This is a genomic window from Rhizobacter sp. P3_C12 (assembly GCF_056402735.1).
The window spans coordinates 1-25,076 of the sequence record NZ_JBFUGW010000077.1; the positions used below are offsets into that span (position 1 = coordinate 1).

General features: G+C 67.0%; 30 protein-coding genes. 16 read left to right on the forward strand and 14 right to left on the reverse strand.

The window, feature by feature from the left end:
- The 8 genes from AC1DXV_RS14220 to AC1DXV_RS14255 form a co-directional block, all read right to left on the reverse strand.
- The coding region (locus AC1DXV_RS14220) for a hypothetical protein (protein ID WP_477934115.1) at positions 1-343 on the reverse strand (343 nt) is incomplete at its 3' end.
- A gap of 11 nt (positions 344-354) precedes the next feature.
- On the reverse strand, positions 355-564 hold the full coding sequence (locus tag AC1DXV_RS14225; protein WP_477872943.1) for a DUF6760 family protein: 210 nt from the start codon (positions 562-564) through the stop codon (positions 355-357).
- Positions 516-884, reverse strand: a complete 369-nt coding sequence (locus AC1DXV_RS14230) for a phage tail assembly protein (RefSeq protein WP_477872944.1) — start codon at positions 882-884, stop codon at positions 516-518. Before AC1DXV_RS14230 ends, AC1DXV_RS14225 begins: the two co-directional genes overlap by 49 nt.
- 13 nt (positions 885-897) lie before the next feature.
- Positions 898-1,323: a phage tail protein gene (locus tag AC1DXV_RS14235; RefSeq protein ID WP_477872946.1), complete on the reverse strand. Its 426-nt coding sequence runs from the start codon at positions 1,321-1,323 to the stop codon at positions 898-900.
- An 11-nt stretch (positions 1,324-1,334) separates the two neighbouring features.
- Positions 1,335-2,516, reverse strand: coding sequence for a phage tail sheath family protein (locus tag AC1DXV_RS14240; protein ID WP_477872948.1), 1,182 nt, complete (start codon positions 2,514-2,516; stop codon positions 1,335-1,337).
- 16 nt (positions 2,517-2,532) lie between these two features.
- Positions 2,533-3,363, reverse strand: coding sequence for a Pvc16 family protein (locus tag AC1DXV_RS14245; RefSeq protein WP_477934117.1), 831 nt, complete (start codon positions 3,361-3,363; stop codon positions 2,533-2,535).
- Positions 3,353-5,515: an ATP-binding protein gene (locus AC1DXV_RS14250; protein ID WP_477870478.1), complete on the reverse strand. Its 2,163-nt coding sequence runs from the start codon at positions 5,513-5,515 to the stop codon at positions 3,353-3,355. The genes AC1DXV_RS14245 and AC1DXV_RS14250 overlap by 11 nt, the downstream gene beginning before the upstream one ends.
- Before the next feature lie 19 nt (positions 5,516-5,534).
- A complete protein-coding gene (locus AC1DXV_RS14255; protein WP_477934119.1) occupies positions 5,535-5,861 on the reverse strand; it encodes a hypothetical protein in 327 nt (108 codons plus the stop codon).
- Positions 5,862-6,147: 286 nt separating this feature from the next.
- On the opposite strand from AC1DXV_RS14255, the gene AC1DXV_RS14260 reads away from it, so the two are divergent.
- Entirely contained in the window at positions 6,148-7,122 is a 975-nt protein-coding gene (locus AC1DXV_RS14260; protein WP_477934121.1) for a sigma 54-interacting transcriptional regulator, read from the forward strand.
- Positions 7,123-7,148: 26 nt separating this feature from the next.
- Here AC1DXV_RS14260 and AC1DXV_RS14265 read toward each other — a convergent pair whose 3' ends face one another.
- Genes AC1DXV_RS14265 through AC1DXV_RS14275 form a run of 3 tightly spaced genes read right to left on the reverse strand, consistent with a single transcriptional unit; the run spans position 7,149 to position 8,357 of the window.
- Positions 7,149-7,571 carry a GFA family protein gene (locus AC1DXV_RS14265; RefSeq protein WP_477934123.1) on the reverse strand — a complete coding sequence of 141 codons (423 nt, stop codon included), beginning with the start codon at positions 7,569-7,571 and terminating at the stop codon, positions 7,149-7,151.
- Between the two features lie 4 nt (positions 7,572-7,575).
- A complete protein-coding gene (locus tag AC1DXV_RS14270; protein WP_477870911.1) occupies positions 7,576-8,040 on the reverse strand; it encodes an SRPBCC family protein in 465 nt (154 codons plus the stop codon).
- 2 nt (positions 8,041-8,042) lie between these two features.
- Positions 8,043-8,357 carry an ArsR/SmtB family transcription factor gene (locus tag AC1DXV_RS14275; protein WP_073466123.1) on the reverse strand — a complete coding sequence of 105 codons (315 nt, stop codon included), beginning with the start codon at positions 8,355-8,357 and terminating at the stop codon, positions 8,043-8,045.
- 116 nt (positions 8,358-8,473) lie between these two features.
- On the opposite strand from AC1DXV_RS14275, the gene AC1DXV_RS14280 reads away from it, so the two are divergent.
- The 15 genes from AC1DXV_RS14280 (at position 8,474) to AC1DXV_RS14350 (ending at position 20,203) form a co-directional block, all read left to right on the forward strand.
- Positions 8,474-9,727, forward strand: a complete 1,254-nt coding sequence (locus AC1DXV_RS14280; RefSeq protein WP_477870914.1) for a leucine-rich repeat-containing protein kinase family protein — start codon at positions 8,474-8,476, stop codon at positions 9,725-9,727.
- Positions 9,724-10,692 (forward strand): trypsin-like serine protease, encoded by a 969-nt coding sequence (locus tag AC1DXV_RS14285; protein WP_477934125.1) that lies wholly within the window; start codon positions 9,724-9,726, stop codon positions 10,690-10,692. The genes AC1DXV_RS14280 and AC1DXV_RS14285 overlap by 4 nt, the downstream gene beginning before the upstream one ends.
- A gap of 167 nt (positions 10,693-10,859) precedes the next feature.
- On the forward strand, positions 10,860-12,368 hold the full coding sequence (locus AC1DXV_RS14290; protein ID WP_477934127.1) for a protein kinase family protein: 1,509 nt from the start codon (positions 10,860-10,862) through the stop codon (positions 12,366-12,368).
- Between the two features lie 10 nt (positions 12,369-12,378).
- Complete coding sequence (locus AC1DXV_RS14295) at positions 12,379-12,957, forward strand: hypothetical protein (protein ID WP_477872334.1); 579 nt, start codon at positions 12,379-12,381, stop codon at positions 12,955-12,957.
- Between the two features lie 70 nt (positions 12,958-13,027).
- Entirely contained in the window at positions 13,028-13,507 is a 480-nt protein-coding gene (locus AC1DXV_RS14300) for a VOC family protein (RefSeq protein ID WP_477934129.1), read from the forward strand.
- A gap of 94 nt (positions 13,508-13,601) precedes the next feature.
- A complete protein-coding gene (locus AC1DXV_RS14305; protein ID WP_477872330.1) occupies positions 13,602-13,877 on the forward strand; it encodes an antitoxin in 276 nt (91 codons plus the stop codon).
- A 3-nt stretch (positions 13,878-13,880) separates the two neighbouring features.
- Entirely contained in the window at positions 13,881-14,282 is a 402-nt protein-coding gene (locus AC1DXV_RS14310) for a type II toxin-antitoxin system VapC family toxin (RefSeq protein WP_477872328.1), read from the forward strand.
- A gap of 30 nt (positions 14,283-14,312) precedes the next feature.
- The gene (locus AC1DXV_RS14315; protein WP_477934131.1) at positions 14,313-14,987 is read left to right on the forward strand and encodes a response regulator transcription factor; all 675 of its coding nucleotides are present in this window, start codon (positions 14,313-14,315) and stop codon (positions 14,985-14,987) included.
- A complete protein-coding gene (locus tag AC1DXV_RS14320) occupies positions 14,984-16,420 on the forward strand; it encodes a sensor histidine kinase (protein ID WP_477934133.1) in 1,437 nt (478 codons plus the stop codon). The genes AC1DXV_RS14315 and AC1DXV_RS14320 overlap by 4 nt, the downstream gene beginning before the upstream one ends.
- Before the next feature lie 65 nt (positions 16,421-16,485).
- Positions 16,486-16,911, forward strand: a complete 426-nt coding sequence (locus AC1DXV_RS14325; RefSeq protein ID WP_477868769.1) for a tripartite tricarboxylate transporter TctB family protein — start codon at positions 16,486-16,488, stop codon at positions 16,909-16,911.
- Positions 16,912-16,922: 11 nt separating this feature from the next.
- Positions 16,923-18,422, forward strand: coding sequence for a tripartite tricarboxylate transporter permease (locus AC1DXV_RS14330; RefSeq protein ID WP_477868771.1), 1,500 nt, complete (start codon positions 16,923-16,925; stop codon positions 18,420-18,422).
- A 44-nt stretch (positions 18,423-18,466) separates the two neighbouring features.
- Positions 18,467-19,006, forward strand: coding sequence for a hypothetical protein (locus AC1DXV_RS14335; protein ID WP_477868773.1), 540 nt, complete (start codon positions 18,467-18,469; stop codon positions 19,004-19,006).
- A 20-nt stretch (positions 19,007-19,026) separates the two neighbouring features.
- Entirely contained in the window at positions 19,027-19,581 is a 555-nt protein-coding gene (locus tag AC1DXV_RS14340; RefSeq protein WP_477934135.1) for a hypothetical protein, read from the forward strand.
- A 97-nt stretch (positions 19,582-19,678) separates the two neighbouring features.
- Positions 19,679-19,867: a DUF3606 domain-containing protein gene (locus AC1DXV_RS14345; RefSeq protein WP_477868777.1), complete on the forward strand. Its 189-nt coding sequence runs from the start codon at positions 19,679-19,681 to the stop codon at positions 19,865-19,867.
- Between the two features lie 69 nt (positions 19,868-19,936).
- Positions 19,937-20,203 carry an AbrB/MazE/SpoVT family DNA-binding domain-containing protein gene (locus tag AC1DXV_RS14350; protein ID WP_477868779.1) on the forward strand — a complete coding sequence of 89 codons (267 nt, stop codon included), beginning with the start codon at positions 19,937-19,939 and terminating at the stop codon, positions 20,201-20,203.
- Positions 20,204-20,205: 2 nt separating this feature from the next.
- On the opposite strand, the gene AC1DXV_RS14355 is transcribed toward AC1DXV_RS14350, so the two are convergent.
- The 3 genes from AC1DXV_RS14355 to AC1DXV_RS14365 form a co-directional block, all read right to left on the reverse strand.
- Positions 20,206-24,177 (reverse strand): phosphoribosyltransferase-like protein, encoded by a 3,972-nt coding sequence (locus AC1DXV_RS14355; RefSeq protein WP_477934137.1) that lies wholly within the window; start codon positions 24,175-24,177, stop codon positions 20,206-20,208.
- A 250-nt stretch (positions 24,178-24,427) separates the two neighbouring features.
- Positions 24,428-24,811, reverse strand: a complete 384-nt coding sequence (locus AC1DXV_RS14360) for a DUF3597 domain-containing protein (protein ID WP_477868785.1) — start codon at positions 24,809-24,811, stop codon at positions 24,428-24,430.
- Positions 24,812-24,882: 71 nt separating this feature from the next.
- The coding region (locus AC1DXV_RS14365) for a twin-arginine translocation signal domain-containing protein (protein ID WP_477934139.1) at positions 24,883-25,076 on the reverse strand (194 nt) is incomplete at its 5' end.

Here is a 25,076-nt window from a genome sequence, read left to right on the forward strand (position 1 = left end):
GTGCGGCGGCCGTGCGCGGCAACAGCGAGGCGGCCGGTCGAGCCGGCAGCTGCAATGCCATGCCGGCCACGGATGGCGACCCGGCCGCGGGGTACACCGCGCTGGCCGGCGCCGCCTGCCGAAGCAGCATCGGTGCCGCCGGCGCGGGCTGCAGGCTCAGCATGAAGCGCGGCGAGACCGCCAGGCGCGTGTGCAGGTGGACGATCGTGTTCAGCTGCGCGCGCACGCCGGGCGCTGGCGCCCCGACGCCGCGCAGCAGCACCATCGCGCCCTGCGCACGCCATGCGTCGATGCGGCCGTGCCGCTCGCGCAGGCGCCTTGCCCATGCTTGCCATCGGTTCACGTCGTCTCCAGTCACTGAACGGCTTCGCTGTTGGCTCTTTCGTTGATCGCGGAGATCTCTTCCATCCAGCGCTGGCGCTCCTTGTGTTCGAGCAGCAGCACGTCCTCGTGCGACCAGTGAAAGTGATAGGCGATGAAGGCTACCTCCCTGTACAGCGCGGGCAGGGGGTAGCCTACGATCCCCCCGGGCTGCTCATCTCCAATGCAAACTCGTGCGCGCACTTCGGGCAGGCCGCCTCGATCGTGGCCCGCCCGCTGCGGTTGATGCGGTTGTAGAACTCCTGCAGGTAGGCCAGGTCGGCCGCGTAGAGCCCCTCGACCACCTTGGGCGTGACCTGCGCCACCGAGCCCAGCCGCGACAGCACGCGCGACAGCAGGATGATGGTGAGGTAGGCCTCGTTGCCCTGCACGCGCGGATCCTTCAGCGGCAGGATCTCGTCGGCCGCGGTGGCCAGGCGCATCACGCCGTCGCGGTGCAGGTCGCCGTCGGCATCCACGTAACCCAGCGGCAGCGTGAACTCGTATTCGGTCTGGAACATCATGCGGTACCTCGCCTCAGGCGCGCTCGACGCGCTCGCAGCTGACGGTCATCGCATCGAGCGACACGTCGTTGCCCTTGCCGTTGAAATCCGGCCCGTCGTACTTGCTCGGCCAGGCGCTGAAGAAGTTCCAGCGCAGCTTCTCCTGGCCCGCATCGTCCTGCAGGATGATCGAGCCGTTGCGCCGGTCGATCGTGCCGTTCACGGCGGCCAGGTGCCAGTCGTAGAGCTCGCGCGAATCGGTCACGCCCCACTTGAGCGTGATGTCCGGGTACGAGACCTTGCCGGGCAGCTTGCGCACCGTGGCGGCCTCGCCGCCTTCGCGGTACTCGACCACCTCGATGTTGGAGCCGAAACCGCTGCATTCCGAGAAGCCGGCCTGCACGATGCCGTCGATCTCGACCAGGAAGCGGAAATTGCGATAGGGATCTTTTCTGGCCATGGCTGGACTCCTCAGGCGCCGGTGTTCTGCTGGATGCGGAAGATGACGAATTCGGCCGGCTTGACGACAGCCACGCCGATCTCGGTGATGACGCGCCCGGCCTCGCGCTCGCTGGCCGGGTTGGTCTCGAGGTCGCACTTGACGAAGAAGGCTTCCTTCGGCGTGACGCCGAAGAGCGCGCCGTCGCGCCACTGGTTGTAGAGGAAGTCGCCCACCGAGCGGATGATTCGCTGCCACAGCGCCGGCGTGTTGGGCTCGAAGACCACGAACTGCGTGCCCTCGTCGATCGACTCCTTCAGGAAGTTCATGAAGCGCCGCACGTTGAGGTAGCGGTACTCGCCGTTGCGGTCGCCGCCCAGCGTGCGCGCGCCGTACACCATCGGCGAGCCGCCGAACGGCCGGATCACGTTGATGCCGGGTGGGTTGAGGCTGATCTGCTTGTCCTTGCCCATCGGCCGCTCGAGGTCGACGATGCCGATCACGCCTTCGTTGGCGGGCGCCTTGAACACGCCGCGGGTCGCGTCCACGCGGGCCCAGATGCCGGCCACGTGGCCGCTGGGCGGCTGGTCGATCAGCTCGAGTTCCGGGCCGCTGCCGGTGAACAGCGGGTTGAAGACCTTGACCCACGGAAAGTAGATCGCGCCGAAGCTGAACTTGTCCGGCGTGCTCGAGCCGCCGCCGGGCATCGGGCCGCCGTAGATGTCGTCGGGCGTGCTGTCGGAGGCCGGCGCGCGTTCACCGTCGAGCACGGCCGTACGGTCCTGCATCTCGAAGCAGTGGTCCATCAGCTGGACCTTGACTGCGGTGCCCTGCGCGCCGGGCGCGGCGACGATGGCGATGTCGTCGATGGGCTTGAGCGTGTCGAGCGGCGCCTGCAGGTTGCCCATGCCGCCGGCGGCGACCGGGACCACGTAGCAGGTGGTGCCGCCGTTGGCGAAGAAGCCGAACACCGCCAGCGCGAGCGTGCGGTTGACCGTGGTGTAGACCGGTGTCGCCGGCGTGGCACCGGTGCCGACGATGAAAGCCGCGAACTCGCTCCAGTTGGTGAACTTCTTCGGTTTGCCGACATCGGCGGCGGCCAGCCGGTCGGCCTCGCCGATGAAGGCGGCCGTGCTGGTGCCCACGCCCGCGATCGGCCGGGCCACGGGAGGAATCTCTTCGACGTAGACGCCGGGTGCGAAATAGTTTGCCATCCTTGCCCTCTCTCGGTCAGGTCAACTGGACGTCGTAGCCCGCGACCGCGGGTGCCGGGACGACGATGGCCCGGTCTTGCGTGATGGCGCCTGCCGTCACGCGCAAGGTGAAGCTGCCGGCCGGGATGGCCGACAGCGAGAACTTTCCTTCGCCATCGGTGAGCGTGCTGCGCCCGCGCTCGACCAGGCGCACGCCGGCGTTCGCCACCGGCTGCGAGGCGTTGTCCAGCACCACGCCGCCGATGCGGAAGAACGGTGCATCGAGCGGCGCGCCATCGGGTAGCGACTCGAGGCGGATCTCGCTGGTGATGACGCTCGGGTAGGTCGCGGTGTCGAAGACCTTCAGCGACACGGTGACCGACAGCAGCAGCGAGGCCTTGATGCGGTTGCCGATCGCGGCCCAGAACTCCGCCGGGTTGCGCACGCCATCGGGCTGCACCATCAGCATGGGCAGCGGCGGCTCCTGCAACTGCAGGGCGGGCGTGAGGAAGGCCGGTGGGATCTCCGGCGAGCCGGCGATCAGTTGCAGCACCTGCCCGAGCAGCTGATGCTCCTGCTTGGGCAGGTCGGTGCCGCCAACCGGCCAGGCCGTGACGAGGTACAGGCAGTTGGCGCGCCAGGCCGGCGGCTCGACCAGCGACTGGCCACCGACGCGACGCGTCACGCCTTCGTTGGAACGCAGCTCCAGGTTCTCGCGCACCTCGAACAGGAACAGGTTGACCGTGGTCTGGTCGAGCGCATACGGATCGGTCGGCCGGTCGAAGCGGATGGCCGCATCGCGCAGCGGCGGCGTGAGCCCCGGCTGCTTGAAGAAGGCCTCCAGGCTTTCGGTGACTTCATGCAGCATGAAGGTCTCCTTCGGCCTGCGGTGCCAGCGCGGCCACGCGCTCGGCATAGGGGCCGAACTCGCTGCCCGCGACGCGCCGCCCCGACTTCTCGATCTCGCGCCGCGCGGCCCACAGCAGGTGCTCGGTCTTCAGCTCGCCGCCCTGCTGCGCCGCCAGGAAGGCCGCGGCCACGGCGATGTTCTTCACCGCGCCGCCCGGCACCTTGAACTGCGTGGCCATGAAGGCGAGATCGAGGTCCTTGCTGCGCGGCAGCTTCGGCGGCCAGATCGATTCCCACAGCCGGCGCCGGCTCGCTTCGTCGGGGAACGGGAAGTCGACGATGAAGCCGAGTCGCCGCGTGAACGCGACGTCGAGGTTCTGCCGCAGGTTGGTCGCGAGGATGCTCAGGCCCTCGTGCTCGTCGAGCTTCTGCAGCAGGTAGGCGACCTCGATGTTGGCGTAGCGGTCGTGCGCATCCTGCACCGTGGTCCGCTTGCCGAAGAGCGCATCGCACTCGTCGAAGAAGAGGATGGCGTTGCCCGCCCGCGCCTGCGCGAACAGCCGGTCGATGCTCTTCTCGGTTTCGCCGATGTACTTGCTGACGACCTGCGACAGGTCGATCTTGAACAGGTCGAGCCCGAGGTCGTTCGCGATCACCTCGACCGCCATGGTCTTGCCGGTGCCGGGCGGGCCGCTGAAGAGCGCGCTCAGGCCCTTGCCGAGCGACAGCTTGCGGTCGAATCCCCATTCGTCGAAGACGACGTGGCGAAAGCGCGCTTGCCGGCAGATCTCCTTCAGCTGCGCGAGCGAATCCGTCGGCAGCACCAGGTCGCGCCAGACGTGCAGCGGCACCAGCTTGCGTGCCAGCGTGCCGGGATCGCGCGCCATCTGCAGGCGGGCCGCCTCGGCGAGCAACGCTGCATCGGGCGACCCCTGGGCCAGGGTCGATTGAAGCCGGGCGTGCGCGGCGGCGGACGCGATCTGCGCCTCGTCGAGCCGGTAGCGCGCGGCCAGTTCGTCGAGGCCGCGGGCATCGAGGTCGATGCGCTGCTCGCGCAGCTCGGCGGCCCAGGCGGTGCGGCGTTCGTGGAAATCAGGTTCGGCCACGGGCAGTGTCGCCATGCTGCGAAAGCGCGGGCCGCACGGCCGCGCGCCCGACATCACGAGCGCCCGGCCCGACGCCGGCGCGAGCGACTCGATCGCTTGCGCCAGCGTGTCGCGCTCCGCAGCCGACAGCGCATCGAAGCCTTTCAGGTACAGGAGCGCCGACAGCAGCTGCGCCTCGCGCAGCAGCAGCTCCAGCACGGCCGCGAACTCGCCCGCGGGATCCGCCGCCTTCGCGAGGTCGGCCACGATGAGCGACTGTCCCAGCCTGGCCGCGAGGCTGCCCGCCGCCGCTTCCTGCCCGGCATCGACCGCGCCCTCGAGGTGGAAATGCGAGCCGCTGCCGGACACCATCGCCTTGGCCATCAGCGTGCCGAGTGCCTCGGCGCGCGTGCCCTCCGCGGCACCGGGCCGTGCCGTGAACTGCGCGATGCCGCGCAGGCGCCCATCCAGCCACGGCTGGCCGAGCAGGAAGCGCAGCACCGGTTCCTCGATCTTGATGGCATGCGACAGCAGCGGCGGGTTCGCACCGGAACCGTCGGCGGCCAGGTGCACCAGGCGCTGGCGCAGCAGTGGCGCATCGGGGCCGAAGCGGCCGCGCGCGAGGATCTTCGCGTCGCGCGAGGCACACAGCAGGTTGAGCACCAGGTCGACCGTGGGGCGGCGCCGCGTCACGTCGTCCTGCAGGTAGGCGAACAGGCGCTCGTAGCGCAGGTCCACTTCGGGCGCGAGCGCGATGAGCAGGATGTCGAGGTCGACCGTGTCGAGGCCGAAGGCCTGCTGCAGCCACGGGAAGCGCGAGCTCTCGGGCATCGGCGACGGGGCGCCTGCATCGGCGGCGCCGGCAAGCAGCGGTTCGCCGGGTCCACGCCGGACGAGCCGCTGCACGTCCTCCGAGGTCACGTAGAGGCCGCGATAGGGTTCGGGTTGTGGGCCCGTCGCGGTGTTGCCGGCAGCGGCATCGGCGGCGTTCGCGGCGCGCTCCAGCATGCGGTCGAGACGACCGAGTGCGCTCCACAGCCCTTCCGTCTGGAAGTCCGGCGGCCTGGCGGGGGTGGCGGTGTTCATCCTGCTGCGTCGTCCGGGTTCAGTGCCGCGCGGCGGACACGCCGCGGTAGAGCGTGTGGCCGTCGACACCGGTGCTGGCCTCGAGGTCGCCATTGGCCACGAGGTGCACCAGCGCCGCGGCGGCCGCGAGCCGCAGGTCGTCGCGCTGCTGCCGCACGATCCACCATTCACAGATGCCTTCGAGCGAGTCGCACGCAGCGGGATGCGCGGTCACATAGCGCAGGATCATTTCGGCCACATCGGCATTCGATGGTGAGTAGGACATTGCGACGATGGCATTGCGCAAAACGTGCCAGCACGTGGCGTTCTGCAAGTCGTTGATTCGATTGGAAGAAGTGCAGGCCATGCGACGCTGCCCGAGGCAGGCGCGACACGGTCTCCTGGTGATGCGGCGCTCGCATCCAGGCTCTTGCACGGCGCGCTCGCCGCGCAGCGTGTCGGGTGCGACACGGCTGTGCCAGACCCGCACGGCGACTTCGATGGAGGGCGCGCTTATCTGGCGAACGCAGTCGTCAACCTAGGGGAGGTGGGCAGCGCATGCCTTTCGTAAACTGAGCGCCGATCGATGAATTGCCGGGGAGGCATCCACGATGAGTGCTCACAAATTGGTCACGCACACGAAGCTCGAATCAATGCTCGTCGGCACATCGCCGGGCTTGCGAGAGGCCATCGATCTCGCGACCCGCTACGCCGACTGTGCCGCGCCGGTGCTGGTCGTCGGCGAGACCGGAACCGGCAAGGACCTGGTGGCGCGCGCCATCCACTACCTGGGTCCGCGGCGCGACCGCGCCTTCATTCCCGTCAATTGCGGAGCCCTGCCGGACTCGCTGGTCGAAAGCGAGTTGTTCGGCCACGCACGGGGCGCCTTCACGGACGCCGGGCGCACGCGCCGGGGGCTGGTGCGAGAGGCGCAGGGCGGCACCTTGTTCCTCGACGAGATCGAGGCGCTGTCCCTGCATGGCCAGGTCGTGCTGTTGCGCTTCCTGCAGGACGCATCGTTCCGCTCGGTCGGCGAAGACCAGTCGCAGCAGGCCGACGTGCGCATCGTTGCGGCATGCAACGTCGACCTGTTCGGCCTGTCGCGGCGCGGCGAATTCCGGGCCGACCTGTTCTTCCGCCTGGACGTGCTGAGGGTGACCCTGCCGCCGCTGCGCGACCGGTCGGAAGACCTGGACCTGCTGGTGCCTCACCTGTTGCGCAATGCGGCGCTCGCCACCACCGGGCTGCCCAAGGAGATCAGCGACGAGGCGCTGGCGCTGCTGCGGTCCTTCAGCTGGCCCGGCAACGTTCGCGAGCTCGAACACACCTTGGTGCGCGCCCATTTGAACTCCACGGCCGACTGCATCGATGTCGAAACACTTCTGGCCAGTTCACCCGCACTGCGGGTTGCCGTGTCGCAAGGCGCAGGCGCCCGAGGCTGTACCTCGCTGCAAGAAGCCAAGCGCGCGGCGGTGGCGAATGTCGAGCGGCAGTTCGTGACGGAGGCCCTCGCCATTGGCCACGGCAACATCAGCGAAGCGGCGCGCATGTGCAAGATGCAACGCGCCACCCTGAGCAAGCTGGTGAAGAAGCATGCCCTGGTGCCCCGCGCTCACTGCGCGGCGTAGCGACCCTCGCAAGGCATGCCCCCGTCTCACCCCGCTCCAACCGGCATTCGCTCGAACGCCTGCAGCGCCGGGTCGACGCCATCCCACGCCAGCCCCCGCACGCGGTAGGTGAGCACCTGGGGCTCGAAGCGCGCCGGCTCGTCCAGGCTGCCCGCCGGCACCGCGATCAGGTCCGGCATCGCGGCGAAGCGCAGGAACACCGGCGTTCCGCAGACCGGGCAGAAGGCGTGCACCTTCACGTTGCCGCTGTCGCCGGCAACCTCCCAGTGCGTCGCCTCGCCGGTGATCGTCATCTCGGCCTGTGCGGCAAAGGTCAGCCAGGAGCCGTGGCCGGTGCCGCTGCGCCGCTGGCAATCACGGCACTGGCAGTGGTTCTGGAAGATGGGTTGGTGCGGTGTGGCGTAGCGGATCGCGCCGCACGCGCATCCGCCGGTGTAGGGTGTCGTCATGGCTTCACGCCGCCTTGGGCTTGGCGAAGACATCGATGCCCTGCCCCGTCTCGAGCAGCGACTTCAGGCTCGACAGCACGATCGGCCAGCCTTGCTGGATGCCCTTGGCCATGCCGCTGCCGGCCTCGAGTTCGTCATGCGTGACGGTCAGCCGCACCATCTCGTCGTAGGGTGCGATGTCGAAACTCACGCGGCTGTGGGCGCTCGGATCGGCGGCCTGCGACGCGTTCGCCCAGGTGATGACCAGGCGCGTCGGCGGCACCACCTCGACCACCTTGCCCACCAGCTGCAGCGTGCGCTGCTCGTCGGCGCGAATGTGCTGCCAGTCCGATCCGGGCTGCCAGTCGGACACGTTCTCGTGGCCCCAGTAGCGCCGCGCGATCTCCGGTTTCGTGATCGCCTCGAACACCTTCTCCGGCGTCGAGCGGATGTAGGTCACGTAGACGAAACTGGTTTTCTCTTTGCTCATCGTCACTCTCCTTCGAGTTCCTTCTTCAGGTCGTGCAGCAGGCTCAGCCGCTGACGTTCGAACTTGCGCACCCACCKCTCGTAGACCTCGTGCAGCGGCACCGGGTTGATGAAATGCAGCTTCTCCCGGCCCCGCCAGACCGTGCTCACCAGGTTGGCCGCCTCCAGCAGCCCGATGTGCTGCGTGACCGACTGCCGCGCCATGTCGAGGTGCTCGCACAGCTCGCCCAGCGTCTGGCCGTTGTGCTCGCACAGCAGGTCGAGCAGCTTTCTGCGGGTCGGGTCGCCCAGTGCCTTGAATACCTTGTCTGCGTCCATCCGTTGCGGTGTTGGTGCGTGAGCCCATGATAGGCAGGCAAATACCTGCATGTCAAGCGATGGCATGTTCGCGGCAAGACGATGACCGAGAATGCGAGCCGCCCGCGACCTGACCGATGGACCCCACGCTGCCACCCGACCTGACCGCTGCCCGCACCCTGGCCCGCCTGCGCGCCGGCGAATTGCAAGGCTGCACCCGACTCGACCTGCGAGGCTGCGGTCTCGTGGAACTGCCGGCCGAGGTGCTGGCGCTGGCCGACACGCTCGAGGTGCTCGACGTGTCAGGCAACGCGCTGGGCTCGCTGCCCGACGGGCTGGCGCGCCTGACGCGGCTTCACACGCTGTTCGCCTCCAGCAACCGTTTCACCGCGTTGCCGCCGGTGCTGGGCCGCCTGCCCGCGCTCGACACGATGGGCTTCAAGGCCAACCAGATCGCCGACGTGCCGGCGCAGGCGGTGGCACCCACGCTGCGCTGGATGATCCTGACCGACAACCGCATCGCGGCGCTGCCGTCCACGCTGGGCGACTGCAGCCGCATGCAGAAGCTGATGCTGGCCGGCAACCGGCTCACGCGGCTGCCGCCGGGCATGGGCCGCCTGCAGCGGCTCGAATTGCTGCGCCTGTCGGCCAACGCCTTCGAGCGGATGGAGCATGCATTGCCCGACGAGCTGCTGGCCCTGCCGCAACTGGCCTGGCTGGCCCACGCCGGCAACCCGTTCAGYGCGGCGCGCGAGCAGGCGGCGCAGGCCATGGCGACCGTCCCGCCGATCGCGTGGCGCGAACTGCGGGTGCAGGCGCTGCTGGGCGAAGGCGCCTCCGGCCACATCCATGCCGCGCAGTGGCAGCCGGCCGCCGGTGCGGCGCAGGACGTCGCGGTGAAACTCTTCAAGGGCAGCGTGACCAGCGATGGCCTGCCCGCTTGCGAGATCGCCGCCACGCTGATGGCCGGCAGCCACCCGCAGCTCGTCGGCGTGCTCGGCGCCCTCGCCGGCCATCCTGACGGGACGCCAGGCCTGGTGCTGCCGCGGCTCGCCCCGCAGTGGAAGCCGCTGGCCAGCCCGCCCAGCATGGCCAGCTGCAGCCGCGACGTGTACGGCGCGGATCTGCGCCTGCCCGCCGCCCGGGCCAGGTCGATCGCGCGCGCAGCGACCGAGGCACTGAACCACCTGCATGCCTGCGGCCTAACCCACGGCGATCTCTACGCGCACAACCTGCTGGTCGATGGCGACGATCGCGCGCTGCTCAGCGACCTGGGCGCGGCCTCGCTGCTGCCGCACGACGACTCTCAACGCAGCGCGGCGCTGCAGGCCCTCGATCGACGGGCGCTGGGTATCCTGCTGGACGAACTGGCGCAGCGCTGCGAACCATGAATCCCGTCCGGCGCCAACTGCTCACCGCGGCGCCTGGCCTGGCATTCGCCGCACCGGCCCGCGCGCTGATGGCCGGGACCGCGCCCGACTCGCCCGACGCGCGCATCGACGCGAACACGCCGTCGTCGCCGTGGACCTCCGCGGTCGCGGTGCTGACGCCGAGCGGCATCTTCTCGGGCGTGGTCATCGCGCCGCGCTTCGTGCTGACGGCCTCGCACGTGACGGGCAGCGCGGCGCCCGCCACCCTCACCGTGCAACTGAACCACCAGGCGACCCCGGTGCAGATCGGCGCGACCGCCGTCACGCCCTTCCCCGGCGCCGCGTTCCCGTACGACGACCTGTCGCTGATCACGCTCGCGAGCCCGGTGCCCGAGGGCGTCGAGATCCTGCCGATCCATCGCGACACACCGCCGGCGCAACAGGTGCTGACACTGGTCGGCTACGGCGCCAGCGGCAGCGGCGACACCGGCCCCGGCCCCGCACGCTCGGCCGCCATCAAGCGGGTCGGCCGCAATGTGCTCGATGCGGTGCGCAAGAGCATCGACGGCTCGGGCCGCCGCAGCCTCTTCTTCCTGTACGACTTCGACGGCCCCTGGGGCAACGGACCGCTGGGGGAATCGAGCCTCGGCAATGCCATCGAGACCGGCGTGGCCGCGGGCGATTCCGGCGGCCCCGCGTATGCCGAGATCGGCGGGCGGCGCTGGCTGCTCGGCATCAACACGATGACGCTCTCCGCCAGCGCGGGCATGCCGGTGGACTTCCGCTTCGGCACGATCGGCGGCGGCATGCTGCTCGGCGATCCGCGCTTCGTGGCGTGGCTCGAAGCGCAGACCGGCGGCACGCTCGCGCCGGTGCCGCAGCCGGAGCCGCCAGGGTCGATCTGGACGCTGGGACTGGCGGCCGCCGGGCTGGGCATCGCCGCGGTGCTGGCCTGCCGGCGCGGCGGCCGGCAGCGCAAGCCCTGACGGACGACGCCCCGGATCGCCGACCTTCGCGAACAGCGACGGCGCTTCGCCGTCGCGTCGGCCGGACCGCGCTCGCCGCGACATCCTGGAAGCCCCGAAAGGCGACCCATGATGACAGTGAACGAACCAGCGAAGCGACGCCCCCTTCCTGCGCGGGAGGCCGTGCGATGAGCACGATCGGCAAGCGTCCGAGCCTCGACCGGATCCTGAGCCGGCTCGACACCGGCTCGATCGGGCGGGCGCTGTCGCCGGAGCGCAGCGGCGGGGGCCGGCAGTCGCCGACCCTGCCCACGCCCGAGTCGCCATTGAAGCGCCGCAATGCCTTGAGGGTGGCCGGTGGCATGGCGGGGCGGGTCGGGCTGGCGGCGTTCCGGGGTGTCCTCGGCGCCGCGAGGGACCTGCAAGCCGCGCGGCCCAACCCCACGCCGATGGCCATGCCGATGCCACAGCCCTGGGGCAACCCGCGGCCGGCGGTGTCGCCACCGCCACCGCTGCCGCCGAAGCCACCCGAGCTGCAGCAGCAACCGCTGCAGATGCCCGCGGCGCCCTCCTTCCCCAATCCATGGGACCGCCCCGCCGCCCAGTGGCAGCAGCCCGCGCCGCAGGGCTTCCCGCAGCGCCCCGGCCCGGCGCTGGGGCAGCAGGTCGACGCGTATCCGATCCAGACGAAGGTGCCGCAGGGGCAGCAGAAACTGTTCCGCAAGGAGCAGCGCCAGGCCACCAACGTGCCGACGCTCGCCAGGCACATCGGCCGCCTCTACAAACAGCTGAACCTGAGCGTCACCGGCGACACCTTGCCGGCGTTCACGAATGCCCAGGTGCTCGAGAAGCCGAAGAAGCTGGGCTCGGGCGCCTTCAACACCGTCTTCGCGGTCAAGCTGAAGAACCCCGACGGCACGGCGTTCGACGGTGTCTTCAAGCCGCTGAGCACCAACGAGAACGGCTGGGTCGCCGCGGCGACCGGCATCCCGCTGGACGATCCGCAGATCGCGATGCGCAACATCGCGACCGTCGGCGTCGCGAAGAAGCTCGGCTTCGACGTGGTCCCGAGCACCCGGATGGCGGTGATCGACACCGGGCGCGGCGCCGTCGATCCCGACCTCGGCCTGGTGATGGAACTGGCCCGTGGCAAGCCGGCCGCCGAGATCGGGGCGAGCACGCTGGCACGCGGGGTCGTGGCGGCCGAGGTCACCAAGCTGCAGCTGCTCGACCACATCACCGGGCAAGGCGATCGCCATGCCAACAACTACTTCATCGACTTCAAGCGCGAGCCCGAGCCGTACGGCACCGCCAAGGTCATGGGCATCGACAACGACCAGTGCTTCGGCAAGAACCTGACGGACCCGGCCGGCATCCAGTGGGTGGACAACGACAGCATGCGCCGCGGCTTCCGCGGCACCGCCCTGCCGCCGGTGGTCGACACCGAGATGGCCCGTTCGATCAACTCGCTCACGTCGCGCGACATCCGTGCGATGCTGGGCAACAAGCTGAGCGAGCCCGAGATCCAGGCGGCGATCGCGCGCCATGAGGGCGTCAAGGACCACATCGCGAAGCTGCGCACCGAAGGCAACATCATCCACCCGGGTGATTGGGAGCAGCCCGGCGTGCAGGCCCAGCTGACCGCCGAGAACAGCTACATCGGACGCGAGCGCCACCATGCCAACCACAACTGGTGAGACCTTTCCCATGAATGCAACCGAGTCCGCCCAGGCGCTGTTCGAGGCCGATGGCCTGCCGTTTCCGCCGATGCCGGCCGCGCTGGCCGCGGCGCTGAAACCGCAGGCCAAGGGCTGGTTCGCCACGCGGGCGGTGGCCTCGTCGCCGTACGACATCGATCACTTCCTGGCCGAGGTCGAGAGCCGGCCCGGCCCCGACGACTACGCGCTGGTCGGCTTCGACGGCCACGGCAGCAACAGCTGGGCGGTGCACTGCTACCTGGTCACCGGCGCAGTCGCGCTCTTCATCCAGCTGCCCTGGGGTGGCGCCTACGTCGACCCCGAGCCGGCCCGCGCGGAGATCGCGGCCTTGTTCGATTGGGCCGAGGCCTTGCAGTCGCGGCTGCGGGCGGCCCAGGAGGCCGGCAGGATCCCGCACGGCCTGCGGCTGCAGGTCGCCGCGAGCCGCTTCGGCCGCGCCGGCTGGCGCTGGCTCGATGCCGGGCAGGAAGCGGCCGCGACGCCGTGGAATCCATCGGCCGGCATGAAGGCAGCGCTGTTGAAGGAGCTCGACGACGTGATCGCCGGCCGCAAGCTGCTGAACGCGTGACTGTCTGATTCCTGCAGGCGCGCCCAGAGGCCATACTGTCGGCCTCGTTCAATCCTGCAGGAGACGCGACATGGCCAGCAAGAACACCATCTGCCTCTGGTACGACGGCACGGCGCTCGACGCCGCCACCTTCTATGCAGCGACGTTCCCCGACAGCAAGCTCGGTGCGGTGCACCGCGCGCCGGGCGATTACCCTGACGGCAAGCAGGGCAATATCCTGACGGTCGAGTTCACCGTGGCCGGGGTGCCGTGCATCGGTCTGAACGGCGGCCCGATCTTCAAGCACAGCGAGGCGTTCTCGTTCCAGATCGCGACCGACGACCAGGCCGAGACCGATCGCCTGTGGAACGCGGTCGTCGGCARCGGCGGCCAGGAAAGCGAGTGCGGCTGGTGCAAGGACCGCTGGGGCCTGTCGTGGCAGATCACGCCGCGCGCCCTCATCGACGCCATCACCGACCCCGACAGCGCAGCGGCCGGGCGCGCCTTCGAGGCGATGATGAAGATGAAGAAGATCGACATCGCGGCGATCGAGAAGGCGCGGCGCGGTTGAGGCCAGCGGTGCATTCCGATGGAGTGCACCGCCTTGCACGACAGGGTGCGTCCCGTTAATATCTACATGTGTATATATTTTCGGAGGCACCCTCATGAGAAGCGATGCGGCGAAGACGGCCAGGATCTTCATGAACGGCGGCAGCCAGGCCGTTCGACTGCCGGCGGAGTTTCGCTTCGATGTGCCGGAGGTGTACGTCCGACGCGACCCCCGGACCGGTGATGTGGTCTTGTCCAGCCGACCTGCCAAGAGCTGGTCAGATTTCTTCGAGCTGCGTGACAAGGACCCGTCTGTCGTTCCGGATGACTTCCTTGCCGATCGATCCGCTGTACCACAGGAGCGCGATCCGTTCTCCGACTGGAAGGAGTGATGGATGCTCTATCTGCTGGACACGAACATCTGCAGCGCGGTGATCAAGAGGCACTCCGACGCTGACAGCAAATTGGCAGCCCTCGACCCGGCAGATGTCTGCATCTCCGCCGTCACGTATTCCGAACTGCGCTTCGGAGTTGCCCTGGCGGCCCCGGCCCGCCGTCTCGAGGCGCTGGTCGACGAATTCCTGGCGTGCGTGCGCTGCGAGCCGTGGGACCAGCTTGCGGCAGACCGCCACGGAACCCTGCGTGCCCACCTGCGCCTGACCGGTCGCCCGATCGGCCAGTTCGACGAAATGATCGCGGCGCATGCGCTGGCGCTGCAAGCTGTCGTGGTGACGAACAACGAGAAGCACTTCCGACAGGTGCCGGGGCTGAAGGTCGTCAACTGGATTCAGCGCTGACCCTCGCATGTCGCCAGGAGCCGCGCCCTCATGCTGATCCTGCTGGTCGAGGACGACCAGCCCCTCGCCGTGTCGATCGCCGGCGTGCTGGGCGCGCAAGGCTGGCGGGTCGACACCAGCCCGCGCGGCGAGCCGGTGCCGGCCTCGCTGCTGCGTGACGACTACGACGCGCTGATCCTCGACATCGGCCTGCCCGGCATCGACGGCATCGAGACGCTGCGCCGCGTGCGTGCGCAGGGCTCGAAGCTGCCGGTGCTGATGCTGACGGCGCGCGACACCGTCGCGGAGCGCGTGCACGGGCTCGAGGTCGGCGCCGACGACTACCTCGTCAAGCCGTTCGCGCCGGTCGAGCTGGTGGCGCGGCTGCGCGCCCTCGCCCGCCGCCACGAGAACCGGCTGGCCGAAGTGCTGGCGGTCGGCCGGCTGCGCTTCGACCCGCGCGAGTTGCGCGCCTGGCTGGGCGACGAGGCGGTGAAGCTCTCGCGCCGCGAGTGCGACGTGCTGCAGTACCTGATGCTGAAGGCCGGCCGTGTCGTGCCGCGCGAGCAGCTGGTCGCGCTGGTGCCGGGCTGGAGCGGTGCCACCTCGGACAACGCGCTGGACCTGCTGGTGTCGCGCCTGCGCACGAAGATCGARCCCGCCGGCGTGCGCCTGCGCACCGTGCGCGGGCTGGGCTACCTGCTCGACACCGGAGATGAACCATGACGGCCCGCACCGCTCCCGCCCACAGCCTGCAGCGCACGCTGCTGATGTGGCTGATCCTGCCGCTGGTGGCGCTCGTGCCGCTGGCGGCGGCCCTGGTCTATGCGCTCGCCGTGCGCCCCGCGCTCGACGGCCTGGACCGCGCGCTGACCGACACCGCGGTCGCGCTGACCAACATCCTCGAGATGCGCGACGGGCAGGCCACGCTGCCGCTGAGCAACCAGACCTTGCGCGCACTGCGCGCGGACCTGGTCGACAACGTGGCCTTCGTCGTCGGCGACCCCCAGGGCCGGCCGCTCGGTGGCGATGCCGCGCTGCTCGCGCACGCCCCGGCACTGCGCGCCGGCGAGTGGCGCTTCTTCGACGACACGCTGCACGGCCGGCCGATGCGCGCGGCCGCCTTCGGTGCCCGCTGCGGCTCGTCGACGCAGATCTGCACGGTGCTGGTCGCCGAATCGCTCGGCAAGCGCCAGGATGCCGAACGCGCGGTCGCCCTGGCCGCGCTGGCCGCCTCGGTGCTGCTGGCGCTGTCGCTCGGCCTGCTGGCGGTGGTGGCGGTGCGGCGCGGCCTGCGGCCGCTGCAGCGCGCGTCGGTCGAGATCGGAGCGCGCTCGCTGCAACGCCTGGAGCCGATCGAGCCGGCCACCGTGCCGCGCGAGGTGGCGCCGTTCGTGCTGGCCCTGAACGAGCTGTTCGGGCGGCTGCGCACCGCGGCATCGGCCCAGCGCGCCTTCGTCGAGGACGCCGCGCACCAGTTGCGCACGCCGCTCTCGACCTTGCGCGTGGAATCGGCCCAGGTGCTGGCGCAGACTTGCCCGCCCTCGCTGAAACCGACCCTGCTGCGGCTGTACGCCGCCGCCGAGCGCGGTTCGCACCTGGTGCAGCAGCTGCTGACGCTGGCCCGCACCGACAGCGCCGCGCTGGGTGACGGCACGCCGCTCCCGCGCGTCGACCTGKCCCGGCTGGCGGCCGAGTACGCGAACGACTGGCTGCGCCCCACGCTCGCGATGGAGCAGGACCTGGGCTTCGATCTCGAGCCGGCCTTCGTCGAGGGCGATCCGCTGCTGCTGCGCGAGTTGCTCGACAACCTGGTGCACAACGCGATCGAGCATGCAGGCGCCGGCGTCGACATCACCGTGCGCACGCGCAGCGTGGCCGGACGCGCGGTGCTGGAAGTGATCGACGACGGCCGCGGCGTGCTGCCCGAGGAGATGGAGCACATCTGGGGCCGCTTCCGCCGCGGCGCGCTGGCCGGCGGCCTCGGCACCGGCCTGGGCCTGGCCATCGTGCGCGACATCGCGCGCCTGCACGGCGGCGAAGCCACGCTGCAGCCGGGCGTCAACGGCACCGGCCTCGCGGTCACCGTGAGCCTGCCGCACAGTCCCGAGCACCTCATCACCGCCCCTGAAGCCGAACCTGTCGTCAACCTGTCGTAGGTAGAAACCGATGGCGGTCGCGGAGGCCCCACTGCCTAGAGTGGGCCACCTCTCACGGAGCCACCATGATCGACAGAAACCTTGCGCGGGGACTCACCCTGACCGCCGTCTCGCTGGCCTTCGGACTCGGCGCGTTGCAGTACCCCATCGGTGACCTCAGCCGCGCGGGGGCCGGCATGTTCCCGCTGATGATGAGCTGCCTGCTGCTGCTGATCGCGCTGGCCACCCTCGTGCGCTCGCGCTTCGTCGCCTCGGAGCGCTTCGAGTTCAAGCTCAGCAACATCGGCCTGCTGCTGGCCAGCCTGTGCGCGTTCGCGCTGGTCTCGCGGCTGCTGAACATGACGGCCGGCATCGTCGCGCTGGTGTTCCTGTCGGCCTTCGCCGGCTCGGCGAAATACTCGATCGCGCGCAACCTGAAGGTGTCGGTCGGCCTGTTCCTGGTGGCGCTGGCCTTCCAGAAACTGCTCGGCCTGAGCCTCAACCTGTACTGAGGCACCGGACGATGGACCTGCTCCACAACCTCGCCTTCGGTTTCAGCCACGCGCTGACGTGGCAGAACCTGCTGTTCTGCGCCATCGGCTGCACGGTGGGCACGCTGGTCGGCCTGCTGCCGGGCCTCGGGCCGCTCGCCACCATCAGCCTGCTGCTGCCGCTCACGTACTCGATCCCCACCACCGGCGCGCTGATCATGCTGGCCGGCATCTACTACGGGGCCCAGTACGGCGACAGCGTCAGCGCGATCACGATGAAGATCCCGCACGCCAGCAGCATCGTGGCCTGCATCGACGGCTACCAGATGACGCTGAAGGGCAAGACCGGCCTCGCGCTGTTCACCGCGGGCGTGTCGAGCTTCATCGGCGGCACGGTGGCGATCGTCGTGCTCACCTTCCTGGCGCCCAGCCTCGGCGAGGTGGCGTTCCTGTTCGGCCCGGCCGACTACTGCGCGCTGATGCTGGTGGGCTTCGTCTGCGTGAGTTTCGTGACGACCGGCAGCCTGCTCAACGGCATGGCGATGTGCCTGATCGGCGTGCTGCTCGGCCAGATCGGCACCGACGTGAACAGCGGCGTGCCGCGCTACACCTGGGACCTGCCGATGCTGGCCGACGGCGTCGGCCTCGTCAGCGTGGCGCTCGGCTGCTTCGGCATCGCCGAGATCACGAAGAACCTCGATTCGCGCGAGGAGCGCTCGCCGTTCAACGGCACCATCCACCTGATCCCGACCTGGGCCGAGTTCAAGCGGATCATTCCGAGCGCGCTGCGCGGCAGCGTCATCGGCTCGTTCCTCGGCATCCTGCCGGGCGGCGGGCCGGTGATCGCGCAGTTCGCCGCCTACGCGGTCGACAAGAAGGTCAGCAAGTACCGCCACGAGATCGGCTCCGGCGCCATCGAGGGCGTGGCCGGACAGGCGGCGGCCGACGAGGCGGCGGCGCGCACCAGCTTCATCCCGCTGATGAGCATCGGCATTCCGGAGAACGCGGTGATGGCGCTGATGATGGCGGCCTTCGTGATCAAGGGCATCCAGCCGGGGCCCAACATGATCGCCGGCCACCCGGACCTGTTCTGGGGCCTGGTCGCCAGCATGTGGGTGGGCAACTGTTTCCTGCTGATCCTGAACGTGCCGCTGGTGCGCTACTGGCTGTCGGTGTTCAAGATCCCGTACAGCGTGCTGTTCCCGTCGATCCTGTTCTTCTGCTGCATCGGCACCTACAGCGTCAACAACAACCTCGACGACATCTTCGTGACGGCCGCCTTCGGGCTGGGCGGCTACCTGTTCGCGCGGCTCGACATGGACGCGGCGCCGCTGATGCTCGGCTTCATTCTCGGGCCGATGCTGGAGGAGAACTTCCGCCGCGCGATGCTGCTGAGCCGCGGCAGCTTCAACGTGTTCGCCAGCCGGCCGATCAGCGCGACGCTGCTCGGGCTGATCGCGGCGTTCATCCTGTGGCAGTTCATCTCGTTCGTGATGAAGGCGCGGGCGCCGCGGCAGGTGCAACCGGCGTAGCGCAGGCGGCTGCGGCAGCCGGAAGCTGTTGGAGAATGCGGCGCATGAAACGTCGCAGCCTCCTGCTCTACCTGCCCAGCCTTCCCTGTCTGTCGGCCGCCTGTGCAACGCTGGCGGCTCCACCTGCGTACAGTCAGGCCGATGGCCGCGGATCCCGTTTCGAAGACGACTTGTTCGCGAGGCTCGAAGGCGACTGGCTGGTCACCCGGCAGATCCGCGGCACCGAGGTGAAGAACCAGCTCTCCGCCACCTGGGTGCTGCAGCACCAGTTTCTGCGCCTGCAGATGCGGGACGTGGCCTCGCCGCCACGCTACGAGGCCGAGGTCTATATCGGCTACTCGTACGCGGCAAAGGAGTACGTGGCGCACTGGATGGACAACTTCGGCGGCCATTTCTCGGCGGCTGGCCGGGGCCAGCGCGACGGCAACAGCGTGGAGTTCCGGTTCGAGTATCCCGCTGGCCCGTTCTTCAACACGTTCGCCTGGGACCCGGCATCCGGCACATGGTCGTGCCACCTCGAATCGGTCGGCAAGGACGGCAAGCGATCCACGTTCGCGCGGGACAAGTTCGTCCGCGCACCATGAGCATGGTTTCGGCGGGCCGCATGCAACGCAGACGCCTGTTGATCGCGGGTACAGCCACCTCGCTCGTGCCCGCGCTGGCGCTGGCCCGCACACCGCTGGCCAAGGTGCTGGGTCGAACGATCTACAGCGACGAGACGACGCAACCCGGACGCAGCCTGGACGGCCAGATCCTGCGGCCGCTGATCCAGCGCTTCGCCGAGCAGGAGCGGCTCACCGCCACCGACGCCGAGGTGGCCGAGCTCGAGTCGGCGCTGAAGCTTCCACCGCCCCCGCCCGGGCTGTCGGACGCCGACAAGGCGATGCTGYGCGAGCTGCCGCGCAGCATGGTGCTGCAGTGGAAGGTCAGCAAGGCGCTCTACCAGCGCTACGGCGGCGAGGTGATCTTCCAGCAGGCCAACCCGATGGAGCCGGTGGGTGCGATGCGGCGCTTCCTGGAAGAGCAGGAGAAGGCCGGTGCGTTCGCGATCTACGACGCCGGCGAGCGCAAGCGCTTCTACGACTACTACGTCAGGCCGCAGATCATGGTGGTGCCGAAGGAGAAGGTGAACTACGACGTGCCGTGGTGGCGCAAGTAGATCGGTTCACCGTTCCTACAACGGAAGCGGCTCTCTCCGACAGCATCTCCGTCGTGGGATGCATAAGCTTTCTGCTTGCCCACCAACGGAGATCAACATGTCCGACAGCAAGCAACAAACCGGCGGCCAGGACCGCGAGCGCATCAACGTCAACCAGGACTATGAACTGCGCGACTGGTCGAAGAAGTACGGCGTGACGCCGGATGAGCTGAAGAAGGCCGTTGCGAAGGTCGGGGATCGGGCGCGGGATGTGGAGGCGCATTTGAAGCGCGGGGAGCGCGGCTGACCATCGCGTATAAAGACGGCCAACCCGCCGGCGATGCTGTTTGCGCCTGACCTACCCGAAGGAATTCGCATGACAGCAGTGAAGGACGCGCAGAAAGTGCAGGCTTGGGGGGACGACCTTGGCGTGCGGATCGCGCCCGCCGTCGCCGCAGCCGCACAGTTCTCGCGAGGTCAGATGGTGACCGTCGAGGTTGTTCACGAAGGACTTCTCGTGCGGCGTGCGATCAGCAAACCCAAGATGTCGCTCGAGCAGAAGCTCATGGCATTCGATCCGGCGGTGCATGGTGGCGAGGCGATGGTTGAGGGGCACCCCAGGCAAATCGACGGCCCCCCCTGAGGCTAGGCTCGCGGGAATAGGGCGCGCCATGGGCGCTCGCCGACCACACCGGTGCACCAGAAAATTGGAAGCGTGTTGTTAGGTGTTGTGTTGTGAAATACAACAAGTGCACCCATGTCTCCATGGCCGAGAGGCGCTGAGGGACTCAATTCGCGGCCAAGTTGCTGGAGCACCTCCTTGGTAAAGCGGCGTTCACTGTCGTCCGCGAATATGTCAGAGGATTCATCGCAAGCTCTCAGTTCGTCGCCTAACAGTGTTGCGGCCACGACGTCGATGCCTGGGAATGATTGCCGTGCGGCCTCCAGCGCTTCGGGGAATGCAAACATGACATAAACCGAGATACGGTGCTCATCAACGTAGCGCTGCCAAGTCGTTCCGCCAACTCGGGCCTTGAATTTCGCCATCCCGTCAACAAGCGTCTGCCCGGTCCCAGCAAAGTCGTCCGCAATCACGACCATGGCATCCGACTCGGCGTGACTGCGCATCCATCCATCTAGTTCGGCGGCGGAACTGCACTTGCCAGGTCTAAGACTCTTCTGCAACTCCCGCGTGGTGCTTGCCCCGCTTTTGTGATCAGAATCGAGGTACGTCAGCGCCAAGTTGTCGCGACGGTTGCGCACGATTTGCCAAATGCCGGCACCGATCGTCAAGCGCCTCGCATTTACCATTTCTTCTAAGCGCTGTAAGCCCAGTGCTCTCATTCCTTCATTGATGAATCCCCTTTCGGCGACTCGCCGCAGGAGTAGGAAGGCCAACTCAATACGGCTATCGTCGCCAAACTGCCTCAGCCACAGTCGTATATCTGCAACATCCTTCTGTTTTCCACAGTACATCAGTCGCTGAGCAACGGCCAATAATTCATCTTCGGAAATTGGAAAAACTACCGAATCCATAGGTTCCGACGACGGCGAGGTATCGGCAGATCCGATCAAATCGCGTCGAATAGCTACCAAATGCTCCGTCCAAAGCGGCACTAGCTTGGCGACAGCGTTCTCGCCCAACCACTCTCTAAATATCGGCAAAGCAACGACGAAACCCTCCCCGCTCTTCTGCGGGACTAGCACACCACGTCTAGTTAGCCTCTCACATGCGCGGCGCAGATCCGCTCGACTCGCTCTATCTTCAACTGCCATGGGGAGCGATTCCTGAATTTCTTCAATTTCCTCAATAGCTTCATAGCGGCCACCCAGCATAGAAATACAACTCAGTGCAACACAGTTCTCGGCACTCTCGCGCCGCTTCTCCTGCACATCGAGCACCGGATTGTCTTCCCAAAGGTGAGAAAAATTGGTCGGGCCTAATGCGCGCAGCAGTTGCTCACGAACGGCGTGCGTGTCGTTATCGTCAATGAACGTCCTATGCTCTTGAAGACAGCGTTCAAATACTTGATAACAAAAATTGTGTATATAAAATGGGTTGCCTGCCGTGAAGTCAGTGATGAAGTCGATTGCCTCCGGAGAGAACTCTATAACTCCAGAAACTGGTTCCGTTATAAGTGACTGACAATCTACCCGGCGATCAATCCGATCTAGGCGGATGTTGGTCCATTTATTAAGATCAGACTGGTGACGGCTGTATATTGCCTCCATACGTTCACTACCCACGAAGAAGAAGGTCAATCCGACTTCTGAAATCGAGCGGAGTGCCTTGACGAATTGCTTTCCGCGCTCGCCGGTATAGAAGGCCACGTCTAGGTCATCGAACTCGTCAATGATCACTAGGAACTTATGCCCATTGCTGGCCAAGACGAGCCCCTCTATGAATGGAATGAGCCTGCTAAGACCTGCGCCAAACTCCGCCTCACTCGGAACTTTGACTATTGGGCCTGCCTTCTGAATCAAGCGTTCCGCGATCAGATGGGCGATCTGCCCTTCATGCAGAGATACCAACTCACCCATTCGAAGAAGGACGCACGTAAAGTCCTGCTTCGCACCTAGTTCAGCGGCCAAGACTTGAAGAAGCGAGGTCTTACCAATTCTCTTCTGGCCCCACACGAACGTCGATGCCCCTGCCATAGCGGCCAATCGCAGTTTGCGCAACGACGACTCGCGACCGTAGAGTCGGTCGGGCCGCCTGATCGGATTCAGGCTATATGGCGGGCTCGCCAATAGCGCTTGCCAGTCTGGTTCCGTAACTTGCTGAGAGACCTCTAGTCGATCTGGGACAGATGCCTGCTTGCCTGCGCTGGTCTGGCAAACCCACTCGATCGGGACATCCAAGGTTTCTCGAGGAGCGTCGAGAGACAAGCTCAGCCGAATAAGTTGCTCGCCGTTTGGCGGCACATCGAATGGCCCGGAGGGTTCCGCCACAGCAAGTCGGACGCCATCATGCGGGCTTAGTCGTCGCAAGGATACGTCGTGGGCATGTCCCTTACCGCGATTCACAAGGGAGAACGAAAGGTTTAGCTCACTACCTACAGCGCGCAAGTCGGCCTTGGTACTGTGATTCCGCAGCACCAGCATCGGCGCGAGCGCCACCTCTCCGCGCGACGTGGCGTCTTCCACCAACGAGCCGACATGATCTAGTACTGGCTGCACCAGCGACAGCCACACGCGACTCCGCCTCCGAGAATCGCCGCTACCGGGGCGTTGCATCCTCACGTTCTCAAGCATTTCCGGAGCTCGCCGGATCACTTCGACATCGTCCTCTCGCTCGTAGGCTTCGCAGAACTTGCGGAACGCTGGGCCAATCAGGATCTCGAGGTCACGCAGAAACTGGCGCTCTGCTGGAACGACAAGTGGTTGCAGTCGATGTGCGACTTTGAGCACCTCGATAGACGCAGCTTTTGCAGTCGCCGGTGTTGTCCGCACAAAACGCCCCACAGAGGAAACCCCCTCGGAGATGGAGTCGCCTAACTTAACCAGCGCGGCACGGCAGGTGTCGAGCGGCGAGCGCTTCTCCACGCCGTAGGCAACACCAATGTCTTCCTTCAGCCGGTATGCGAAGTCTCGTGCGGAGTCTGGCAACTCTTCGGTGAGGTCGTAGACGCGGCCCAAGGCATTGATGAACGCACTAGCCAAGTTCGGCCCGGAGAAGGACTCCATTCGTTCCCCCAACTCGGCCAGCGACTCAACGTCCAGCACTGTGTCTCGCGTGCTGGCCCAAGCACATGTCGCTTTCGCGAGCAAGCCATCAATCGCTGAAGCTGGGGCTTCAGGCAGTCGACGGGCAGTCAATTCGCCGATAGTGAAAGCATCACCGTGATCTCTGGCTGCGGCTAATTCATCTTCGGCGATCTCTTTTGGCAGCCCGGAGCCGGAGGCGTCTTCAGCAGGCACAAGTGTTTGTCGAATGCGGGAGAAAAATTCCTGAAGCCGCAGTCGAACGCGGAGCGACAACTCGCGATTCCAAACTTGCTGCAACTCTGCGGGAAGGTAGTTCGTCGAAAGGCCTTGCTCCTGCCAACGTTGAGCGTTGACGAGCGCGATGCCAGTCAGAGAGCGCTTGTGGGTTTCGATGAACGTCAACCGCCACTCGGCCAGTTCGACAGGTGTCAGTGTGGGCATTCGGCTCTCCTGATCGCCTTGCTCAAATGGCCGTGCACGACTGAGGCCTTCGTCCCATACATAGGTCAGACCACTTGCGTAGTCGACGATGGAAAGCCAGAGATCCTCTCGAATCCGACCAGCTAGCGGAAGCGATGCAGCGCCGGTGGCGGGCGGCGGGCGCGAAACCTTGGATGTTGCGGCGCGTACAGCGTCGACTTGTGAATTTTCATGCTCGAGTGGCGTGACGAGTTCTACGGATACTCGCGGCGGCTCACCTGTCAGCCTCAACTCCGGCTCTAGAAACGTGACAAAGGCTTTGAGATCTTTTGCACCAAAGTCGCGCGGCTGAAATCTTCGATCGGTGATCTGCAGAAGTCGGTTGTTGAGAACAGCGAGCGTCATCACTTTGGTGTCACGCCCGTACTTTTGCTGAGCCTGCAGAAATGCCGCCCGCACCAAATCCAGTGCTTGCGCTTTGCTTTTCATGTGGTCTCTCCCGGTGCGTGTTCAGCTGGTCGGAGCGTCGTCGCTACGCTCCAAGCACTCTTCTTGCGCGGCGCGAACTCCTTTCATTGAGTCCGCAAGATGGCCACGGCCCGACTCGCAGGTCACGGTGTCTCGTATTTTTTACGCGCCCCGGGCCCTGCTCCGCTGGCATCGAAGGTATGCCATGCCATTCTGCGACCGCACCCCAATCGCGGCGCCCTCAAGCTTGATGACGCCTGATTCGCCTTGCCTACCCCAACAAACTCGCCGGCACCTTCCCCCCGTTCTCCGCCAGCTTGTTCATCACCTGCTTGTGCAGCCAGATGTTCATCGTCGCCGTGTCATTGGTGTCGCCCGAGTAGCCCAGCTCGCTCGCCAGTTGACGCCGCTCGGTCAGGCTCGATTCCATGCCGACCAGCTTCATCAGGTCGACGATCGAGGTGCGCCAGTTGAGCTTCTGCGACGAGGCCGCCGCCAGCTTGGTCAGCACCGCCTCCACATCCACCTCGCTCAAGGCGACGGGCGCCGGTACGGCCGCGGGTGCGGCCTGGGTCGGCGCCTGCGCCACCGTTTCCGAGGGCTCCTCGGCCTTCTTGCCGAAGATCGCGTCCTTGATCTTGCTGAAGATGCTCATCGTGGTCTCCTGGTTGGATGGATGCGCTGCGTCGGCAACGAAAGCCCAGTCTAGGCGTTGCCGCCCGCCGGTCAAGACGGATCAGCCCAGCGTGAAGGCCTCCAGTCGCCGATCGCGACCGCGCCCAGCGCAGCCGCCGCGCCTACCAGAAAACTGCGCCGAGGACTCCGGCGCACGGCGTTCTCCCTGGGCCCGAGTAACTGCGTGTCATCGTCATCATCATCTGTCACCCAGGTGACAGAATCGCCGGTCGCAAAACACGCCC

Coding starts and splice junctions, on each gene's coding strand:
- AC1DXV_RS14325 (WP_477868769.1), top strand. CDS start 16,486: ATGATCGACAGAAACCTTGCGCGGGGACTCACCCTGACCGCCGTCTCG.
- AC1DXV_RS14235 (WP_477872946.1), bottom strand. CDS start 1,323: ATGGCCAGAAAAGATCCCTATCGCAATTTCCGCTTCCTGGTCGAGATC.
- AC1DXV_RS14290 (WP_477934127.1), top strand. CDS start 10,860: ATGAGCACGATCGGCAAGCGTCCGAGCCTCGACCGGATCCTGAGCCGG.
- AC1DXV_RS14295 (WP_477872334.1), top strand. CDS start 12,379: ATGAATGCAACCGAGTCCGCCCAGGCGCTGTTCGAGGCCGATGGCCTG.
- AC1DXV_RS14350 (WP_477868779.1), top strand. CDS start 19,937: ATGACAGCAGTGAAGGACGCGCAGAAAGTGCAGGCTTGGGGGGACGAC.
- AC1DXV_RS14330 (WP_477868771.1), top strand. CDS start 16,923: ATGGACCTGCTCCACAACCTCGCCTTCGGTTTCAGCCACGCGCTGACG.
- AC1DXV_RS14255 (WP_477934119.1), bottom strand. CDS start 5,861: ATGGCCTGCACTTCTTCCAATCGAATCAACGACTTGCAGAACGCCACG.
- AC1DXV_RS14240 (WP_477872948.1), bottom strand. CDS start 2,516: ATGGCAAACTATTTCGCACCCGGCGTCTACGTCGAAGAGATTCCTCCC.
- AC1DXV_RS14355 (WP_477934137.1), bottom strand. CDS start 24,177: ATGAAAAGCAAAGCGCAAGCACTGGATTTGGTGCGGGCGGCATTTCTG.
- AC1DXV_RS14335 (WP_477868773.1), top strand. CDS start 18,467: ATGAAACGTCGCAGCCTCCTGCTCTACCTGCCCAGCCTTCCCTGTCTG.
- AC1DXV_RS14265 (WP_477934123.1), bottom strand. CDS start 7,571: ATGACGACACCCTACACCGGCGGATGCGCGTGCGGCGCGATCCGCTAC.
- AC1DXV_RS14260 (WP_477934121.1), top strand. CDS start 6,148: ATGCTCGTCGGCACATCGCCGGGCTTGCGAGAGGCCATCGATCTCGCG.
- AC1DXV_RS14270 (WP_477870911.1), bottom strand. CDS start 8,040: ATGAGCAAAGAGAAAACCAGTTTCGTCTACGTGACCTACATCCGCTCG.
- AC1DXV_RS14250 (WP_477870478.1), bottom strand. CDS start 5,515: ATGAACACCGCCACCCCCGCCAGGCCGCCGGACTTCCAGACGGAAGGG.
- AC1DXV_RS14360 (WP_477868785.1), bottom strand. CDS start 24,811: ATGAGCATCTTCAGCAAGATCAAGGACGCGATCTTCGGCAAGAAGGCC.
- AC1DXV_RS14230 (WP_477872944.1), bottom strand. CDS start 884: ATGATGTTCCAGACCGAATACGAGTTCACGCTGCCGCTGGGTTACGTG.
- AC1DXV_RS14305 (WP_477872330.1), top strand. CDS start 13,602: ATGAGAAGCGATGCGGCGAAGACGGCCAGGATCTTCATGAACGGCGGC.
- AC1DXV_RS14285 (WP_477934125.1), top strand. CDS start 9,724: ATGAATCCCGTCCGGCGCCAACTGCTCACCGCGGCGCCTGGCCTGGCA.
- AC1DXV_RS14245 (WP_477934117.1), bottom strand. CDS start 3,363: ATGCTGCATGAAGTCACCGAAAGCCTGGAGGCCTTCTTCAAGCAGCCG.
- AC1DXV_RS14310 (WP_477872328.1), top strand. CDS start 13,881: ATGCTCTATCTGCTGGACACGAACATCTGCAGCGCGGTGATCAAGAGG.
- AC1DXV_RS14345 (WP_477868777.1), top strand. CDS start 19,679: ATGTCCGACAGCAAGCAACAAACCGGCGGCCAGGACCGCGAGCGCATC.